Source organism: uncultured Bradyrhizobium sp. (assembly GCF_964252615.1).
Lineage (GTDB): Bacteria > Pseudomonadota > Alphaproteobacteria > Rhizobiales > Xanthobacteraceae > Bradyrhizobium.
In genome coordinates, this window is the sequence record NZ_CAXUNQ010000002.1 from 13,053 (window position 1) to 31,480 (window position 18,428).

At 60.3% G+C, this 18,428-nt stretch carries 13 protein-coding genes; 10 read left to right on the forward strand and 3 right to left on the reverse strand.

Annotated elements, in window-relative coordinates; translation table 11 throughout:
* Window positions 1-4,007: beta strand repeat-containing protein (locus ACFE72_RS01350; RefSeq protein ID WP_375411248.1), on the forward strand; the 4,007-nt coding region annotated here is incomplete at its 5' end.
* Between the two features lie 601 nt (window positions 4,008-4,608).
* Here ACFE72_RS01350 and ACFE72_RS01355 read toward each other — a convergent pair.
* Window positions 4,609-5,094: a GNAT family N-acetyltransferase gene (locus ACFE72_RS01355; RefSeq protein WP_375411249.1), complete on the reverse strand. Its 486-nt coding sequence runs from the start codon at window positions 5,092-5,094 to the stop codon at window positions 4,609-4,611.
* Between the two features lie 276 nt (window positions 5,095-5,370).
* On the opposite strand from ACFE72_RS01355, the gene ACFE72_RS01360 reads away from it, so the two are divergent.
* On the forward strand, window positions 5,371-5,559 hold the full coding sequence (locus ACFE72_RS01360) for a hypothetical protein (RefSeq protein ID WP_375411250.1): 189 nt from the start codon (window positions 5,371-5,373) through the stop codon (window positions 5,557-5,559).
* Between the two features lie 52 nt (window positions 5,560-5,611).
* On the opposite strand, the gene ACFE72_RS01365 is transcribed toward ACFE72_RS01360, so the two are convergent.
* Window positions 5,612-6,454 carry a ribonuclease HII gene (locus tag ACFE72_RS01365; protein WP_375411251.1) on the reverse strand — a complete coding sequence of 281 codons (843 nt, stop codon included), beginning with the start codon at window positions 6,452-6,454 and terminating at the stop codon, window positions 5,612-5,614.
* 249 nt (window positions 6,455-6,703) lie between these two features.
* Between ACFE72_RS01365 and ACFE72_RS01370 the strand changes: the two genes are divergently transcribed.
* The 4 genes from ACFE72_RS01370 (at window position 6,704) to ACFE72_RS01385 (ending at window position 12,120) form a co-directional block, all read left to right on the forward strand.
* The gene (locus tag ACFE72_RS01370) at window positions 6,704-7,015 is read left to right on the forward strand and encodes a hypothetical protein (RefSeq protein WP_375411252.1); all 312 of its coding nucleotides are present in this window, start codon (window positions 6,704-6,706) and stop codon (window positions 7,013-7,015) included.
* Between the two features lie 172 nt (window positions 7,016-7,187).
* Complete coding sequence (locus ACFE72_RS01375; RefSeq protein WP_375411253.1) at window positions 7,188-7,547, forward strand: hypothetical protein; 360 nt, start codon at window positions 7,188-7,190, stop codon at window positions 7,545-7,547.
* A gap of 114 nt (window positions 7,548-7,661) precedes the next feature.
* The gene (locus tag ACFE72_RS01380; protein WP_375411254.1) at window positions 7,662-8,885 is read left to right on the forward strand and encodes an efflux RND transporter periplasmic adaptor subunit; all 1,224 of its coding nucleotides are present in this window, start codon (window positions 7,662-7,664) and stop codon (window positions 8,883-8,885) included.
* Between the two features lies 1 nt (window position 8,886).
* The gene (locus ACFE72_RS01385; protein WP_375411470.1) at window positions 8,887-12,120 is read left to right on the forward strand and encodes an efflux RND transporter permease subunit; all 3,234 of its coding nucleotides are present in this window, start codon (window positions 8,887-8,889) and stop codon (window positions 12,118-12,120) included.
* A gap of 100 nt (window positions 12,121-12,220) precedes the next feature.
* On the opposite strand, the gene ACFE72_RS01390 is transcribed toward ACFE72_RS01385, so the two are convergent.
* On the reverse strand, window positions 12,221-13,039 hold the full coding sequence (locus ACFE72_RS01390; RefSeq protein WP_375411255.1) for an alpha/beta fold hydrolase: 819 nt from the start codon (window positions 13,037-13,039) through the stop codon (window positions 12,221-12,223).
* Between the two features lie 219 nt (window positions 13,040-13,258).
* Between ACFE72_RS01390 and ACFE72_RS01395 the strand changes: the two genes are divergently transcribed.
* The 4 genes from ACFE72_RS01395 to ACFE72_RS01410 all read left to right on the forward strand — a co-directional run bounded on the left by ACFE72_RS01395 (window position 13,259) and on the right by ACFE72_RS01410 (window position 18,404).
* Window positions 13,259-13,576: a hypothetical protein gene (locus ACFE72_RS01395; RefSeq protein WP_375411256.1), complete on the forward strand. Its 318-nt coding sequence runs from the start codon at window positions 13,259-13,261 to the stop codon at window positions 13,574-13,576.
* Entirely contained in the window at window positions 13,533-14,534 is a 1,002-nt protein-coding gene (locus ACFE72_RS01400; RefSeq protein WP_375411257.1) for a GDP-mannose 4,6-dehydratase, read from the forward strand. The genes ACFE72_RS01395 and ACFE72_RS01400 overlap by 44 nt, the downstream gene beginning before the upstream one ends.
* Before the next feature lie 211 nt (window positions 14,535-14,745).
* Window positions 14,746-17,484 carry a hypothetical protein gene (locus ACFE72_RS01405; protein ID WP_375411258.1) on the forward strand — a complete coding sequence of 913 codons (2,739 nt, stop codon included), beginning with the start codon at window positions 14,746-14,748 and terminating at the stop codon, window positions 17,482-17,484.
* A complete protein-coding gene (locus tag ACFE72_RS01410; protein WP_375411259.1) occupies window positions 17,469-18,404 on the forward strand; it encodes a UbiA family prenyltransferase in 936 nt (311 codons plus the stop codon). The genes ACFE72_RS01405 and ACFE72_RS01410 overlap by 16 nt, the downstream gene beginning before the upstream one ends.
* Window positions 18,405-18,428 lie beyond the last annotated feature (24 nt).

Here is an 18,428-nt window from a genome sequence, read left to right on the forward strand (position 1 = left end):
TGACCGGCAGCAACTACGGCGCCAACGTTTTCGAGATCACGGCCGGAAGCGGGACCGTTATTTTCGGCAACTCATCCTCCGGAGGCAATGGTACCAACATCGTCAAATACAACCGGGGCACCGGCCGGCTCGATGTCACGCTGAATGGTGGGACGGGCACCCTTCAAATGGGCTCCGGTCTGACCGCCGGCGATGTTTCGTTCCAGTCGAACAGCTCCGGCGACCTGATCGTGAACATCAACGGCGATGCGACCGATACCGTCATCATCCATAACGACTATGCAACGGTAAACGGAACGGTGACCAGCGGCATCGGCCAGATTCAGTTCGGGGATGGTAGCAGTGTCTCGGCGCTCTCGTTCGATTTCATCGCGCCCACCGTCGGCTCGGTCACCGCATCCGGTGCCGGCATCGCGTCGGGAGACGGTGCTGTCGGTCTCGGCGGCGTTGTGACCTTGACGGTGAACTTCAGCGAGAACGTCCTCGTCAACACGACGGGGGGCACCCCGACATTGTCGCTAAACGACGGCGGCGTGGCGACCTATACCGGGGGGACCGGCACGAGCGCCTTGACTTTCAGCTATACGGTCGGCGCCGGGCAGAACACCTCCGATCTCACGGTAACGGGCCTCAACCTGAACGGCGGGACGATCGCGGATGCCGCGGCGAATGCCGCAGTGCTCAGCGGCGCAACCACCAACCCGGCCGGTACACTACTGGTCGATACGTCCGCGCCGACGGTGTCGTCCGTTACCACCTCGCCGGCCAGCGGGACGGTCATCACCGGCGCCGTTGTGACGCTGACGGTGAATTTCAACGAGAACGTGACGGTCAATACCAGCGGCGGAACGCCGACGCTGACCTTGAGCGACGGCGGAAGTGCGACCTATACCGGTGGCTCAGGCACCAGCGCGTTGACCTTCAGCCACACGGTGGCGGCGGGGCAGAGCACGGCCGATCTCACCGTGACGGCGCTGAATCTGAATGGCGGGACAATCAAGGACGTCGCCAGCAACGCCGCTGTCGTGACAGGCGCGGTGACCAATCCGGCCGGTGTTCTGGTGGTCGATGGCGTTGCGCCGACAGTCAGTTCGATCGCGGCGTCGGGCATGGGCATCACGGCGGGTAGCGGCGTTCTCAATGCCGGCAAGGTGGTCACGCTCACCGCAAACTTTACCGAGAACGTAACCGTCAACACCACCGGCGGCACGCCAACGCTGACGCTCAACGATGGCGGCACGGCGACGTATACCGGCGGTTCCGGCACCACTGCCTTGACCTTCACCTACACCGTCGCGGCCGGCCAGAATACCCCGGATCTCGCGGTGACCGCGCTCAACTTCAACGGCGCGACCATCAAGGATGCCGCGGGCAATACGGCGGTCGTAACCGGAGCCGCCACCAATCCTGCCGGCACGCTGCAGATCGATACGACAGCCTCGACCGTGAGCTCGGTCACGACCAGCGGCACCGGCATTTCGTCCGGGAGCGGCACGGTCGGCGTTGGCACCGTCGTCACCTTGACGGCGAACTTCAGCGAGAACGTGGTGGTCACCACGACCGGCGGCACGCCGACCCTGACGTTGAACGATGGCGGCACAGCCACCTACACCGGCGGATCCGGCACCGGCGCGCTGACCTTCAATTACACAGTTGCGGCAGGACAGAACACGTCGGATCTCACCGTCACCGCGCTTAATCTGAACGGCGGCACCATCAAGGACGTCGCCGGAAACACGGCCGTCGTCACCGGAGCGGCCGGCAATCCGGCCGGCATTCTGGTGGTCGACACCACTGCTCCAACCGTGAGCTCGGTCACGACATCGCCAGGCAGCGGCAACGTCATCCTGGGCCAGGTCGTAACGCTAACGGTAAACTTCAGCGAGAGCGTCAGCGTCAATACTTCTGGTGGCGCCCCGAATCTGGCGCTGAACGACGGCGGCGTTGCCACCTATACCGGCGGCTCGGGCACCGGTGCATTGACCTTCAGCTATACGGTGACTGCAGGACAGAGCACCTCGGATCTGACTGTAACCGCGCTCAACCTCAACGGCGGCACCATCAAGGATGCCGGCGGCAATGCGGCCGTGCTCACCGGCGCGGTTACCAATCCTGCCGGCATCCTGCTCATTGACGGAAATGCGCCAACGGCGACATCCATTGCGGCGACCGGTACCGGCATCACGTCGGGCAGCGGCATCCTCAATGCCGGCAAGGTCGTCACGCTCAAGGCAACGCTCAATGAAGCCGCGACCGTGACAACGACCGGCGGCACGCCGAGCCTTGCGTTGAACGACGGTGGTGTGGCGACCTACACCAGCGGCTCGGGCACGACGGCCCTGACCTTTACCTATACCGTGGCAGCTGGGCAGAACACGCCCGTCCTCACGGTGACCGGGCTCAATCTCAATGGCGGCACCGTGAAGGATGCGGCCGGCAATACCGCGGTCATTACCGGAAATCCCGCCGGCACGTTGCAGATCGACACCACCTCGCCGAGCGTAAACTCGGTGGCAACATCGGGTACGGGTATCACGGCGGGTACCGGCGTCCTGAACGCCGGCAAGGTCGTCACGCTGACGGCGAACTTCAGCGAGAACGTGACTGTCGTCACCACGGGGGGCAAGCCGACCCTCACGTTGAACGACGGCGGCAGCGCGACCTACGCGTCCGGCTCCGGAACAGCGGCGCTGGCTTTCACCTACACGGTGGCGGCCGGGCAGAATACGCCTGATCTCTCGGTGACGGCGCTGAACCTCAACGGCGGCACCATCAAGGATGCCGCAGGCAACGCAGGTGTCTTTACCGGCGCGGCCACCAATCCTGCCGGCACGCTGCAGATCGACACGACGGCTTCCACGGTAAGCTCCGTGGTGACATCGGGAGCCGGCATTACCGCCGGCACCGGCTCGCTGAATGCCGGCAAGGTGGTGACGCTGATCCTCAACTTCAACGAAAGCGTGGTTGTCGCCGGCGGCACGCCGACGCTGACGCTCAACGATGGCGGCGTTGCGACCTACACCGGCGGATCGGGGACCAGCGCGCTGGCCTTCAACTATACGGTAGCGGCCGGGCAGAACACGGCCGATCTTACCGTTACCGCGTTCAATCTGGGCACAGCGACCATCAAGGACCTCGCCGGCAACACGGCTGTGGTCACGGGTGCAGTCACCAACCCGGCTGGCACCCTGAAAATCGATACCACCACCCCGACCGTGAGCTCGGTTGCCACGTCGGGACCCGGCATCACGTCCGGAAACGGTACGCTGGGTGTTGGGGCAGTGGTGACGCTGACGGTCAACTTGAGCGAGGCCGGCCTGGTGACTACGACCGGCGGCACGCCGACGCTCACGCTGAACGACGGGGGGATCGGCACCTATAGCGGTGGTTCCGGCACCACCGCGCTGGCTTTCACCTATACGGTCGCGGCTGGGCAAAATACGCCCGACCTGACGGTCACGGCGGCCAATCTGAATGGCGGGACCATCACTGATACAGCAGGCAATGCTGCGGTTCTGACCGGTGCCGTGACCAATCCAGCAGGTACGCTACAAATCAGCACTCCCGCGGGGATGATGGCGCCGCCGAGTGCGCCGAATTCCGCAAGTTTGATCGAGAGCGGACCCAATATCTACACATTGTCTCCCACCGACAGCGTGACGATCACGCCGGACTATTCCAGTGGCATCAGTAATGAATTCGATTTTACAGGGAATGTGACCGATCAGAATCTCTGGTTCCTGCAGTCGGGAAACAATCTGCAGATCGACGTCATCGGGACCAACGATCAGACCACGCTCGATGGCTGGTTCAACAGCGGTAACCAGGCGAGCGAAGTATTCACGGCAGGCAGCCTGAAGCTGGACAACCAGATTTCGCAACTGGTCCAGGCCATGGCGGCATATTCGGGCAGTCATGCGGGCTTTGATCCGACTGCGAGCACCTTGCATCAGATTCCGAACGATACGGCCCTTCAAAACACGGTGGCCGCGGCATGGCACGCTTAAGGCCGAGGCAGCGACACCACAACGGAAAGGTAGGATTTATTCATCCGAGCTGCGCGTGATTTTCGTCAGGCGCAATTCCCTGTTCGCGCCAAAAATTCCCTGTTATACGAAATATTTTCCCTGTTACGGCGCTTAGGGAATTATGTGAAAAATGACTGCAGCGCAGCGGTTTCTGACATCAACAAAAGGGTCTGAAGCCTCAAAATCGCGAAATTCCCTGTAAAATTCCCTGTTTGCAGGGAATTCTCCCGGAGACAGGCGCGATCAGCACTGCGTCGCCAGCCAGGCAGTCACTCCAGAATAGCGTAGCGGAAAATCCTAAAACGCCGCCAAATGCGGGCTTGTGCAAATTCTACTTCCGTCTCTATGCTCCGAAATTCGACTATTTGTGAGCGAAATACGCGAAAGTCTCTGGCAGACACCCGAATCTCCCATTTTCCAGAAACGAAAGCCGGAGACTGGCGCGATCAGCACTCCATGGTGTGGGACGCAGTCTAAACTTTTTGGGTGCGGTTGAACGTCTGGTTTCAGCAGCAAAGCGGACATGCCGTGAAGGAGCGGCGACGTCCGCTAATTGACCCGAAGCGGACTTCGGAAGTAGCTAGCTTTTGCCAATCGAACCAAGCAAGGCCTTGGTCATTGGATAACCAGAAGTCGTTCCAAACCCACCAACGGGTGATCCATTTTCGACGTAGCCGTTGGACAAGTAAAATCGGCGAGCGGTTTCGGTGCTCGTCAGGTTGCACCGACTATTGCCTTTTTCCGCGGCTCGCATTTCTAGTGCCCGCAGCAGGGCGCGGCTAACTCCCCGAAATCTCGCATCTGGCGATACGTAGTTAAGGCCAATCGTTCCCGCATCTGTTACCGATCCGACCGCTAGGACGTGCTGATCTTCGACAGCCACAAGCACCGAGTTGTCAGTTTGATTGACCCAAGAACAAAAATTCTCGTGGGTCTTATTGCCCAACCATTGCGCCAAGATGAAGGGGTCATTTCGGTGGTCAACTTCACAGAGCTCTGCTATTGATCGCTTCAACACAATGCAGGCAGCGGGCGCATCTTCCGGTATAGCTTCTTGTATTTGCATCGAGTGATTTTGGCACAAAGCCGATAACAGCGGCAATGGGCACAGTCACCAATGTCGCCTCTTGGCTCTTATCGGACTTGCTGCTTGAATGTTCGATGTCGGGTTTTCCGCCGTTTTGCGACAATGGACCGCGCCGCTCGACTGAGGTCACCATTACGTCATGCCACGAGCTTCCGACGGAATAACTGGAACAATGTTCAAGCGAGCTGATTGGAAATTTTCACTGGGATAGACAAGGAAGCATTTGGAGCATGTTTATCAGGGAAGGAGCATCAAATGAATAACGAACATAAATCGTCAAAAGCGGGGGAACGCGCCGCTGAAGGCTTGCGCGAGGCGACTGCTAAGGAAGAAGCGAAAACCGAGAGCAAGACGGGACGCGATCTGGCTAAGGGCGCTGATCGCTTTGAAGAACGCTCTAAAAGCTCCGATGGAAGAAGCGCACAAGAAAAACAGAAAGGGTGAACTATACAGCAGAGTCCGGCACGGCGTTTCCATGCAACCGCGGCTGCAGGGCTTATGCCTCCGGTCCTGACGCGGCACCGGCGCGTTCTGATGCCAAGGGCCAGGGCGGTAGCGGCGGCAAGCCGAGGATCTTGCGCACAGGGCCAAACGAACGTCTATGTGCAGGACACGCACCAAGCCGAGCTAAGGCGTCGTAGTGAGCGCGAACAGGATAACCCTTGTGATCGGCGAAGCCGTAGCCGGGATGACGCGTGTCGAGCGTTCGCATCAGCGCATCGCGCGAGACCTTCGCAAGAATGGAGGCAGCCGCGATGCTGGCGGACTTCGCGTCGCCCTTGATAATCGCCTGCTGCGGGATTGCTATCTCTTTCAGACGTTTCGCGTCGATCAGGAGATGCTGCGGGACTACTCCCAGGCCTTCAACAGCCCGCCGCATTGCGAGAATGCCCGCCCAGTAGATGTTGATGGTGTCGATCTCCTCGACTTCGACAAACGCGACAGACCATGAAGCCGCCTTTTCTTTGATTTCCATCGCAAGAGCCTCACGCGAATTCGCATCCAGCTTTTTCGAGTCGTCGATACCGCTGATGCGCGTGCCGGGCTTCAGGATAACCGCGGCAGCGGAGACGGGTCCTGCAAGCGGGCTCATTCCGGCCTCGTCGACGCCCGCAACGGCATCCTGCCCCTCATCCCACAGAAGCGTCTCAAAGCGCAGCATCTTGCGAAGCCGCTGCCCTTCAGCCCGGTTCTCAAAGCGGCGCTTTTCGATCGAGGCAAGGATAGCGCGCGCTCCCGCGCGGGTGTCGGCGCGCAGGATTTCTTGGAGGCTCGCCTCCAGCGGCCTGCCCTCAATAACATAGCGCTGACGTAGTTCATCCAGCGAATAGCGGATCACGGTAGCCTCCGGCTGCAACTCGCGGAGGTGTCGCCGAGCTTTGTGGCGAATGTCTGAAACCGGATGTGAGCCAATGGAACTTCGTAGGCGTAAGGCCCAAGGTCCAGGGCTAATCGGGGTCGAAAACGTGGTCCTGTCATTGGCTGCCGACTCAGTCAAGGTTGCGGCCAACACCGATCTGTCGGCCATTAAGACGATCAACGCGGGCACCCAGGCGCCCGGCACGAAAGAGGTTCCGGCACCAGTGCATTGGCATTCGCCTACACGGTCGCGGCCGGCCAGAACACCCCGAGCCTGACGGTCATCGCGGCCAACCTCAAGGGCGGGAGTATCACGGACACAGCCGGCAATGCGGCGGTTTTGACCGGCGCGGTGACCAATCCGGCGGGCACGCTGCAGATCAGCACGCCGGCCGGACCCACGGCGCCGCCCAGCGCGCAGACTTTCCCGAGCGCTGCCGACAGCAATCCGACGATCTACACGTTGTCCTCGACGGATAGCGCAACGATCACGCCCGGATGGAAGTTGGCCGGTGAGGGTAGCAGAAAAGCCTGCCAATAGCGGGCTTTGCATCCGCAAATGAACCAAAGGCGACATTCCGGTTTAGACCGCGTATGTCCGTTCTGGCGCCAACTCCGATATCAAATGCCGCGTCGCTATGGCTTCCATATGTTATACTGTTCGCTGGTGTTCTCGCCTTGTAAAGGCATCCGATGGACGTTAATTAACCCGAATGGCACCGGACGTTGCGGTTCGACTGGACTTACAACGCGCGAGCTGCTGGCGCAGCCTTCTCGCCGCACTGATTTCGTTCGCGCTGGTGCTGTCGTTCTTCCACGGCTGGAGTTTGGATAGCAACGACGGCATGGCAACCGTCGTTGTCGCGCAAGCAAGTTGCGACGCCGCCGGCAAGGTCACTCCCGACGAGGGCGCAGCGCCGCATGGGGACCATTGCCTTGCTCATGTCACGACCGTCGCCCCGCAGGGCGATGCGGTGACGATCGAATATGTTACGCGCGGTCACTGCGCCGCGACCGTTTTCGCTTCCGACTCAGCCGATCTGGCCTTGCTCTTTAAGCCGCCCCGCGTCTGATCGGCCCGACGGCCGATCAAGCTTCGCCGCGAACAGTGCGCCGGAGCGTCCCTCGCTTTGATGGATCGAAAAGGCGCGCGAGCCGAAGCGGACGCGTGCAGCGGGAAGGCGCAGATGAAACGGATTCCTATCTTTGTCGCCGGCGTGGCTGCCGGCATCGCGGCTATTATCGGGCTCGCGGCAACAACCGGATGGCCGGTGTCGCTCACGAGCGGCCATGATCATGCCGGGACGGGCCGTGCGTCCAAAGATGCGCATGGTCATGAGGATCGCCCGCCGTGCCTCGCGCTCACCGAGCAGCAGATCCGCGACGCCGGTATCACGGTCGCGGAAGCTAAGGGCGGCACGCTCCGCCGTCATTTCCTCGCGCCGGGCTCCCTGATCCCCGACGCCGACCACATTGCCCGCGTTTCCGTGCGCGTGCTTGCCACCGTCGCCGAACTGCACAAGAAACTCGGCGACAGTGTCGCGAAGGGTGACATTGTTGCTACCATAGAGAGCGGCGAGGTTGCCGATGCCAAGAGCGAGTATCTCGCCGCGCGCGTCACCAGCGAGCTGAGGCAAACCATCTACATGCGTCAGAAAGTACTGATCGAATCTCGCGCGCTCTCGGAGAATGAATTCCTTCGCACCCAGCTCGCCGCCAACGAGGCGCAGATTAAGCTCGATGGCGCGCGACAAAAGCTGTTCGCATTGGGACTGTCGGAAAGCGAGGTCGGCGACCTGCCGAACCAGCCGCCAGAGAGCCTGCGTAAGCAGTATTTGCGTGCGCCGATCTCAGGTCGCGTCTCGGATCGCCGCGTGGATGTTGGCGGATTGATCGGCCGCGAGGGGCAGGAGAGCGAGCTCTTCGTCATCGTCAATCTCGATAACATCTGGGTCGATCTCGCGGTCTCGCCGGAGGACATCGCGTCGGTACGCGAGGGCGGTTCCGTCAGCGTTCGGGCGATCGGCATTGAGGGAGAAGTGAGCGCGAGGGTCGTCTTCGTCAGCCCGCTGCTCGACCGCGAGACCCGTAATGCGCGCGTTATCGCTAGCCTGCCGAACCCCGACCACCGTTGGAAGCCCGGCACCTTCGTAACAGCCGAAATCCCGGTCGGCGATCACGCCTCAAAAGTGATCGTGCCGCGTAAGGCGCTGCAAACCATCAAGGGGGTACCGACTCTGTTCTTGCGCGACAGCGATGGCTTTGAAGCGCGCCCGGTGCGCACCGGCCGTGAGGACGACGACGACGTCGAGATCGTAAGCGGCCTTACGCCGGGCGAAATCTATGCGGTCGTCAACACTTTCACGCTGAAGGCCGAGCTGGAAAAGGCCGAAACGGAACATGAGCACTAACATGATCGAGGGGATCATCGATTTCGCCATCCGCAGGCGCTGGGCCGTCGTCACACTTGGTATTATCGCGGCCGCCTCCGGCGCCTTTGCGCTGATAAAGCTGCCGATCGACGCCGTGCCCGACATCACCAACAAACAGGTGCAGATCAACACCGTTGCACCCGCGCTGTCGCCGGTCGAGATCGAGAAACAGATTACCTTCCCGATCGAGACGTCGCTGGCCGGCGCGCCGGGTCTCGAAAGCACGCGCTCGCTGTCCCGCAACGGCTTTTCGCAGGTTACCGCCGTCTTCACCGAGCGCACCGATATCTACTTTGCCCGCCAGCAGATCGGCGAGCGGCTGACCGAGATCCGCGCTCGCCTGCCCGAGGGCATCGAGCCGCGGATCGGCCCGGTCTCGACGGGGCTGGGCGAAATCTACATGTGGACCGTGCATTTCGCCGACAGGTTCGCTGATCGTGACGGCAAGCCCGGCATGCAGCGCGACGGCCGCTTCCTTACGCCTGAAGGGCAGATGCTCGACAGCGATGTCGAGAAGAACGCGTACTTGCGTACCGTGCAGGACTGGATGGTCAAGCCACAGATCAAGCTGGTGACGGGCGTTGCCGGCGTCGATTCGATCGGCGGATATCTCAAGCAGTACCAGGTCAATCCGGATGCTGCGAAGCTGATCGCGCTCGGTCTTACCTTTTCCGATGTCGCCAAAGCTGTCGAGGCTAACAATGTGAGCCGCGGCGCTCGCTACATTGAGCGCAACGGCGAGGGCATCGTGGTGCGCTCCGGCGGGCGGCTGGAAAACAGGGAGGAACTCGGCTCCGTCGTCGTCACCACCCGCGGCGGCGTTCCGGTGCGCGTGCGCGATCTCGCCACCGTCTCGGTCGGCGGCGAGACTCGCACCGGGAGCGCCAGCGAGAACGGCCGCGAAGCCGTGGTCGGCACCGCGCTGATGCTGATCGGGGCCAACAGCCGCACCGTTTCGTCGGCGGTGGATGCAAAGCTGCGTGCCATTGCACCAACGTTGCCGCGGGGCGTCGAGGTCACGACCGTGCTGGATCGCACCGAGCTCGTGGATGCCACCATCGGCACGGTCGCCAAGAACCTCAGCGAGGGCGCACTGCTCGTGATCGCCGTGCTGTTCCTGCTGCTCGGCAATTTCCGCGCCGCGCTGATCACGGCGCTGGTCATCCCGCTCTCCATGCTGATGACCGCGATCGGAATGTGGCAGGGGCGGATTAGCGCCAATCTGATGAGCCTCGGCGCGCTCGATTTTGGCCTGATTGTCGACGGTGCCGTGATTATCACCGAAAACAGCCTACGCCATCTTGCCGGGAAGCAGCGCGAACTTGGCCGCATTCTGACGCGGGAGGAACGCCTTACTACCGTACGCGCTTCGACCTCTGAAATGGTCAAGCCGAGCCTCTACGGCCAGGCGATCATCCTGCTGGTCTATGTACCGCTCCTGACGTTCACCGGAGTCGAAGGCAAGATGTTTGAGCCGATGGCGCTTACGGTGATCCTGGCGCTCGGCGCCGCCTTCGTGTTGTCGCTGACGCTCGTCCCGGCGCTGATCGCGATTAGCCTGTCGGGTCGCGTGCAGGAGACCGAAAACCGCTTTGTCACGGTGCTAAAGCGCGCCTACCGCCCACTGCTTCGTTACGCCATGGCCGCGCCGGTGCCCGTCATCGCCGCTGCCGTCGTGCTGTTCGCCATTGCGCTGTCCAGTTTCTTCAGGCTCGGCCAGGAGTTCATTCCTTCACTGGATGAGAAGAATATTGCCATGCATGCGCTGCGTATCCCCAGCACCTCCCTGACGCAGTCGCAGGCGATGCAGCTCGCGGTCGAGAAGACCATAAGCCGCTTCCCGCAAGTCGCCTTTGTGTTCTCCAAGACGGGAACGGCGGAGATGGCGAGCGATCCGATGCCGCCGAACGCGGCCGATCCGTTCATCATCCTGAAGCCGCACGACGCCTGGTCGGACCGCTCCATGACCAAGGAGGTGCTGATCGAAGAGATTTCCAAGGCCGTTAATCGCCTGCCAGGTAATGTCTATGAGTTCACCCAGCCGATCCAGATGCGCTTCAACGAACTCCTGGCCGGCGTGCGCGGCGACATAGCGGTTAAAATATTCGGCGACGACTTTGAGCCGATGCTGCGCGCGGCCAACGACGTCGCGGCGAATTTGCGTAGCGTGCGCGGCGCCGCCGACGTCAAGATCGAGCAGATCGGCGGCCTGCCGGTGCTGGAGATCAAGGTGGACAAGGCCGCGATCGCGCGGCGGGGCCTGAGCGTCTCGGCGGTGCAGGATGTGATCGGTGCGGCGGTCGGCGGCCAGGAGGCCGGCGTGATCTTCGAGGGCGACCGTAGTTTCGAGATCGTCGTACGGTTGCCGGAAAGCGTGCGCGCCGATCTGGAGGCGCTGAGCAATTTGCCCGTCGCACTGCCGAAGCCGACCCCGAATGCGCCGGTGCAGAGTGTACCGCTCAACCGCGTCGCAAAATTCACCTTCGCGGAAGGACCGAACCAGATCAGCCGCGAGAACGGCAAGCGCCGCATCGTCGTGACCGCGAATGTGCGCGGTCGCGATCTCGGCTCGGTCGCCGAGGAGGCTCAGCAGCGCGTTGCGCTCAATGTGAAGCTGCCGGCCGGCTACTGGGTCACCTGGGGCGGCCAGTCCGAAAACCTCGCCGCAGCGCGCCGGCGCCTGGCCATCGTTGTTCCCGCCTGCTTCGTCGTGATCTTTCTGCTCCTCTTGAGCGCGATGGGCTCGGCGCGTGATGCACTGCTTGTGTTCAGCGCGGTGCCGTTGGCGCTGACCGGCGGTGTGTTGGCGCTTTGGTTGCGCGGCATGCCGTTCTCGATCTCGGCCGCGGTCGGCTTTATCGCGCTTTCAGGGATCGCCGTGCTCAATGGGCTCGTTATGCTCAGCTTCATCCGCCAGTTGAGCGATGGGGGCATGCCGCTGGCAGAGGCAATCGAAGAGGGCGCGCTGACGCGATTTCGTCCCGTCGTGATGACGGCGCTGGTAGCTTCCCTCGGCTTCCTGCCGATGGCCTTTTCTGCGGGTACCGGTGCCGAGGTGCAGAAGCCCCTCGCGACCGTCGTCATCGCAGGACTGATCAGCGCCACATTGTTGACGCTCGCCGTGTTGCCGGCGTTATACATGCGTTACGGCCGCCCAACCGCTGGGGCTTCATCACGGGGTCTTCAGAAGTTGTCGGCGGAGCGAGCCATGTGACGAAGGACCATCACCTCCCAATTCCAGCGATGCCCTGATATTGCCGTCATGTTCAACCGCTGATCTGATCGTCTCTTCAGCCTGCTGCTGCGTCGATGCATCAACCGATAAAGCCGATCAGGTCAGCGTTCAGCCGGTCCGGAACGGTCGCGAACAGGCCGTGCGGCTCACCGTCATATTCCACCAGCTTGGCACCCGCGATGCTTTTGGCGGCGGCGCGGCCGGTGGGATCGATCGGCACCGTCTTGTCGGCGGTACCATGGATCACGAGCGTCGGAATCGTGAAGGCGGCGAGGTCCTTGCGGAAATCCGTTTCGCCGAACGCATCGACGCAAGCGAGCGTGGCTTTCGGGCTGGCCATCACGGCCAGAATGAACGTCCAATCAAGCACGGCATCGCTCACGGGGCTGCTCACGAAGCCCACCCCGTAAAACATCTTGCTGAAGGTCTGCAGAAACGCAAAACGGTCTTTTCGAATTTGTTTCTTCATGTCGTCAAAGACGCTTTGATCAACGCCGTCGGGATTGCTGGTATCCTTCAAAAGATACGGAACAACCGAGCTGATCAAGACCGCTTTGGCCACGCGCTTGGCTCCGTGCCGCGACAAATAGCGGGCGATCTCGCCGCCGCCCATCGAGAAACCCACCAGATTTGCGCCTTGAATATCCAGCTTATCAAGTACGGCGGCGAGATCGTCGGCGAAGGTATCGTAATCATAGCCCTCGAATGGATGCCCCGACTGACCAAAGCCGCGGCGATCATAGGTGATCACGCGATAGCCGGCCTCCAGCAGCGCCAGCGACTGATACTCGAACATATCGCCTGTCAGAGGCCACCCGTGAATCAGCAGGACGGGACGGCCATTGCCGCTATCTTTGACATGAAGCTGCACGCCATCTTTGGTCTCGATGAAGGGCATATCTTTCTCCTCACAGGCTACGGTGTTGAAAAGCGAATACGCCCGCGCCGCGCGCCGTACACCGCACAAAGTCGAACAACAGAACCAACGATGAAGAGACAAGTTCCGATGGATGGAATAAAGGCTTCATAGGAAGCTCGGAGGTCAAAGATCAGGGATGGATCGGTGCGGCCGTTCGCTGGTCTCGTAAACGGCCCGCCGTTGCGGCGGGAACGCCGGGTGCGCTATTTCGACGTCAAAAGATGGGTTTTCCCCCTCAGCATCGCCGCAAGCAGATCGGTGGCATATCCGAAGGCGTGGATTGCGAATAACGTCATCGAATACCATCACGCCGTTGCAGGCCTGCCCGATCAAGGCGGCGTGGCAACATCTCCAATTCTCACCGCGAGACAGGAAAATATGTTTGCAAAACACGCAGACTTAATCGAAGAGAACCTACAATCGGCTAAAGCGGAGAACCGTGAACGTGGCGCCACGAGCATTGATAACTGGAGTGACCGGGCAGGACGGTGCCTATTTAGCCCGATTTCTCCTTGAGAAGGGTTATCACGTGCTCGGTGCGGTCCGCCAAACCTCGGCTGTCAATATGTCGCGTCTCGAGGAACTGACCATTTCCTCCGAGATTGAACTGATTGGTCTCGACCTCTTGGAATTTGAAACGATCGTGCGGGCGGTGGAACGTATTGGTGCGGCAGAGGTGTACAATCTTGCTGCGCAGAGTTCGGTTCAATCTTCGTTCGAACAACCGCTCTTCGTCAGCGATTGCAGCGGCATGGGAGCCGCGCGAATTTTGGAAGCATTAAGGATCGTAAATCCTGCGGCACGCTTTTTTCAGGCTTCGACTTCGGCGATGTTTGACAATGCCGGCGCGACATCGAGAAACGAAGCTTCACGATTTCAGCCCCAAACTCCTTACGGTGTTGCTAAATTATTCGCGCACGGGATGACCGTGAACTATCGTCAAGCTTACGGTCTTCATGCATCAGCCGGAATAATGTTCAGTCATGAGTCACCGTTACGCAGCGAAGAGTTCGTAACCCGCAAGATTACCGTCGGCTTAGCCAGGATCAAGCACGGCCTGCTCGACGTCCTCGAACTGGGAAATTTGGATGCGTGCCGCGATTGGGGATACGCTCCCGATTACGTGGAAGGCATGTGGCAAATTGTGAGAAGCGAGAACGCCGACGACTATGTACTGGCGACCGGCGAAACCCACTCGGTCCGCGAATTTGCAACGCTTGCGGGGGCGGCCCTGGGATTCGATCTCGATTTCAGAGGGACGGGCACAGCGGAGCATGCCTTCGATCTAAAGAGCGGGCGAACCATCGTCAGAATCAATCCGCGATTGATGCGTCCTGTCGACTTGGGATCTATGCGCGGCAATGCCGAAAAGGCGCGCGACCTGTTGGGATGGAAGTCGAAAACCGCGTTTGCCGAAATGGTCACGTTGATGGCCGAGGCTGACGAGCGCCGGGTGAGAGACACCCGGCAGTGACATTGCGAAGGGGGTGGCTGGCACGCGAGATTTGTGCTTGTGAGGGCCGAAGCCACCCCCAGGTGACTGCTGGTCGAGCTGCCGCTCTGACCGAAAACCGCAGCAACTTCTCGTTTCTATTGTACGGTTCATCCGCGTGTTTTATTGACGACAAGCAAGTCTGCGCAGCCTGAAGGCTCCGATGGCGCCGACGAGGGAGTGACCAGGGCGTATGACGTTCATGGAGCCGAATTCTGGCGCATCAGGACCGGGCTTGTCGTCGAGCAAGAGGCGGATTTTCTTGCGGCGGGATGTTGCGATCTGTGTATTGCTCGGGCTCGCGTCTTTTCTTATCTACAATGCGAATCTCCGCGCGATAACGGCAGTTGACACGTACGCTGCACGATACCTTCCTTTCTCTATCTGGCGTCATCACGCCGTGGTGTTGGACCCGATTGCCAACTGGGTTGCGCAAGGGCGCACGATTTCAGCCTCTGCCGGCGGGGCCGACCGCGCCTGGTGGGTCCAGGCAGGACGAGGCAATCATCTGGTTTCCTTCTATCCTATCGTGGTTCCGGTGGTGATGGCGCCGTTGTATCTGCCCGCAATTGCCTATCTCGCCGCCCGAAACTGGGATCCGCTCCTACAGGATTATTTAGCAAGAATCATGGAGAAGCTGTGCGCATCTCTTCTTGCTACTGCGTCGGTCATATTGCTTTACCTTTTGATGCGGCGACGGACCGGACCGGGAACCGCCGCGCTGCTCGCGCTTACGTTCGCGTTCGGCACAACGACCTGGGTCATCAGCAGCCAAGCGCTGTGGATGCACGGGTTGGCGCAACTTATGATAGTCGCGATGCTGCTGGTACTCACCGGCCCGCGCAGTTCGATGCGTGTAGTATCCGCGGGACTGCTTTGTGCGCTCATCGCATGCAACCGTCCGCCGGACGCCATCTTGGCTGCGGGACTGGCTTTCTATGCGCTGTGGTGGGCGGGGCGTATGATCCCGCCGTTCGTTGCGGCGGCGGCGCTGCCGCTCAGTCTTGTTCTGATATATAACCTTGGATGGGTTGGGCATATCGTCGGCGGTTATGGACTTGTAAGCAGAGCGCGCATTTCCGAGTTCATAAATGACAATGCGTTGATTGGACTGGCCGGGTTACTCGTCAGCCCGACGCGCGGTCTGTTTGTTTTTTCGCCATTTCTGCTTTTTATCCCTTTTTGCTTTACCTTCGTGCTTCGCGATCGAAATTGGCGGGCCCTCACGCTCGCAACAGGTTCTGCTGCTGCCCTACAAATGGTTTTTTACGGATTTGGAGACTGGCGGCAAGGCATGTCTTTCGGCCCCCGCTGGCTTACCGATGCCCTTCCTATCCTGTTTTGGATGCTGCCGCCTGTCGTCGGGGCGCTGTCGACGGTAGGCCGTTTCGCATTCGGCTTGGCTTGCGTGGTCGCAATAGCCATTCAGGCGACCGGCGCGTTCTGGTACACCGGGGTGTCCGATGCCAATCTGTTCGCCGCCATCGGCTCCGGCAAGATGCGGGCCGCCTGGGATATCCGCAACGCGTCATTCATCGCGGAATTGAACCATTCGCGCCCTCCGGCCGATCTCCTGGACTATCTGCAGGGTCACATCGACCTCATCACGGTTTCGAACAAGGAAGGTGGGGAAGTCGAAGTCCAGGGGTGGGCGCTTACAAACGGCCAGTCGCCGATAGAGGTCGCGGTTCGGCTTGATGGCCGAATCGTAGGAAGTTTCGGCGGCTTCTTTGAACGGCCCGACGTCGTGAGCGCGCTCGGCAAGAAAAGCCCAAGTGGTTGGCGGATCAAGTTTCCGGCCGGGCATCTTGCTCTTGGCGAGCACGTAGTGGCGGCCATCGTCCGCGCCCATGACGGCAGCGAAGCCCGCCTCTTGCAAGAGCGCACATTTATCCTTCCGGCTGCCGCCGAAACTGATCACCGCGATCAGGAGCTTACAAAAGCGGCCGAACAAGCGGCCGGGATAATTGTCGAGCGTCAGCAAGCCCCTGGGTTTTGGCTGACGGCTTTCACCGATGCGGAGCGATTCGAGCGGCCACGTCAGGAGATGAATACGTTCATCAATGCGATGATGCTGGACATTGCCGGTCCCGTGGCGCAGCCGGCTGGTATCGAAAATGCGCTGAACCGCGCCCGCGTTTTCCTTGCAAGCCAGATCGAAGACGGCGGCCTGGTTCGTTATCACGGTCGTCCCGACGCCTCCACGATCGGCACCCTCGGCTGCGCTATTACACCGGATGCCGATGACACCGCGCTGGTGTGGAGGATTTCGCCGGGTAGCACACCTCAATTGCGGTCCATGGCGCTTGAGACCCTCTCTCGATTTCGCACTGCTGACGGGCTCTATCGCACCTGGCTCGCGCCACGAGATCGCTATGCGTGCATTGATCCGGGCAGCGATCCAAACCCCGCCGACATTGCAATTCAGATGCACGTGCTAATGTTCCTGGCGGAGGCAAATCCGCCGGCGGCGAGGGCGTTATGCGAGGCGCTGCAACGGCGGGGCGCCGACGAGAGCATTTGGGTATACTATAAACTAGTGCCGCTGGTCGCTATTCTGCGCCTGCCAGAACTGAACAAGCTCGGTTGTCCGATGCAACTTCCGGAGACCATGCTGCGAACCACTATACCTGGACAACAGATCTGGGTTGAGGCATTGCAACGGCTGCAATCAATCAGCAATGCGAGCGGCGAGATGCTCTCCGGAACAAGCGACTTTCTGCACAAGCTTGCAGCGGAGGATTTTTCGACAATTGCGCATCATCCACCTCTTCTTTATCATAATGACCTGACCGCCTCGGTGCGTCGGTTTTATTGGTCTGAAGAACTCGGCTATGCCGTCTGGCTCAGGCTCTATTTCGAGCACCAACGCAGGCAGCGCAGGTCCGCCTGTGGGGGAAGCGACGCGCAGAAAGAATGCACCGAAAAGTGACGCGACCTCTCGGTGAAGCTGCCTTAGAAAACCCCCCCGTTCATGCGCGGCCGTTTTTGCGTCTGCTCTCGAGCATCCGTTGGGATGAAGTTCTTGTTCTGCAGGGCGCTCCGCTGATCGGAGCTTGCTTCACCCTTCGGGCATTGACCATCAACAACTTGCTGGCGCTTGCCGTCTTTGGCTTTGCAAGCTGCTGTCTGGTGGCGCATGTTTTTGCTCTTAACGACTGGTCCGGAATTGACGGTGATCTCAGAGATCCCAAACGAGCTGCGCAAACGTTCTTCGCAAAGGGCGTGAACCGTTTCGCGTTTGGTATGTTCGCGATGGGTCTGCTCGCGCCGAGCCTGCTGATATTCGCAATAATCGGGAAATCGACACTCATCCTCGCAGTTGCGATCGCCGGCTTGGGCGCGCTCTACTCAGTGAGACTTTTTAACGTCAAAGGCAAACCTGTTTTCAACTCACTCCTGCATCTTGTAGGCGGGATGCTGCATTTCCTGCTCGGATACGCGATGTGGGCCGTGTTGGACGTGCGCGCCGTGGCAATTGGCTGTTTCTTCGGACTGGTATTCACCGCCGGCCACATCAATCATGAAACGCGTGATTACGAAGCGGATTTGGTGAACGGAATAAGGACGAACGCTGTCGCGTACGGCAAGGCGCCGGCTTTTGTCGCCGGCCTGGTGTTGTTCACTATTGCCTATGCGCTGCTGGCGGCGCTTGCCTTGTGCGGCGTCTTGCCCCGCATTCTTGTTGCCGCCGCCATGCTCTATCCGCTACATTTGTACGCATCGTTGCAGGCATTGCGCGGTGGATTGGAATTTGAAAGCCTTCGCCGGCTCCAGATGGGTTACCGGCTGCTGTATGCCATGATCGGGATCGTGATGGTCGCCGCGAACTGGTTAGACCGGACCATTTAGCTGCGCGTATTCGATTGATTTGCT

What these genes read in the sequence shown, in the direction of transcription:
- ACFE72_RS01355 (WP_375411249.1), bottom strand. Translation starts at nt 5,094, where the DNA reads ATGCAAATACAAGAAGCTATACCGGAAGATGCGCCCGCTGCCTGCATT.
- ACFE72_RS01360 (WP_375411250.1), top strand. Translation starts at nt 5,371, where the DNA reads ATGAATAACGAACATAAATCGTCAAAAGCGGGGGAACGCGCCGCTGAA.
- ACFE72_RS01375 (WP_375411253.1), top strand. Translation starts at nt 7,188, where the DNA reads ATGGCACCGGACGTTGCGGTTCGACTGGACTTACAACGCGCGAGCTGC.
- ACFE72_RS01380 (WP_375411254.1), top strand. Translation starts at nt 7,662, where the DNA reads ATGAAACGGATTCCTATCTTTGTCGCCGGCGTGGCTGCCGGCATCGCG.
- ACFE72_RS01385 (WP_375411470.1), top strand. Translation starts at nt 8,887, where the DNA reads ATGATCGAGGGGATCATCGATTTCGCCATCCGCAGGCGCTGGGCCGTC.
- ACFE72_RS01390 (WP_375411255.1), bottom strand. Translation starts at nt 13,039, where the DNA reads ATGCCCTTCATCGAGACCAAAGATGGCGTGCAGCTTCATGTCAAAGAT.
- ACFE72_RS01405 (WP_375411258.1), top strand. Translation starts at nt 14,746, where the DNA reads ATGACGTTCATGGAGCCGAATTCTGGCGCATCAGGACCGGGCTTGTCG.
- ACFE72_RS01410 (WP_375411259.1), top strand. Translation starts at nt 17,469, where the DNA reads ATGCACCGAAAAGTGACGCGACCTCTCGGTGAAGCTGCCTTAGAAAAC.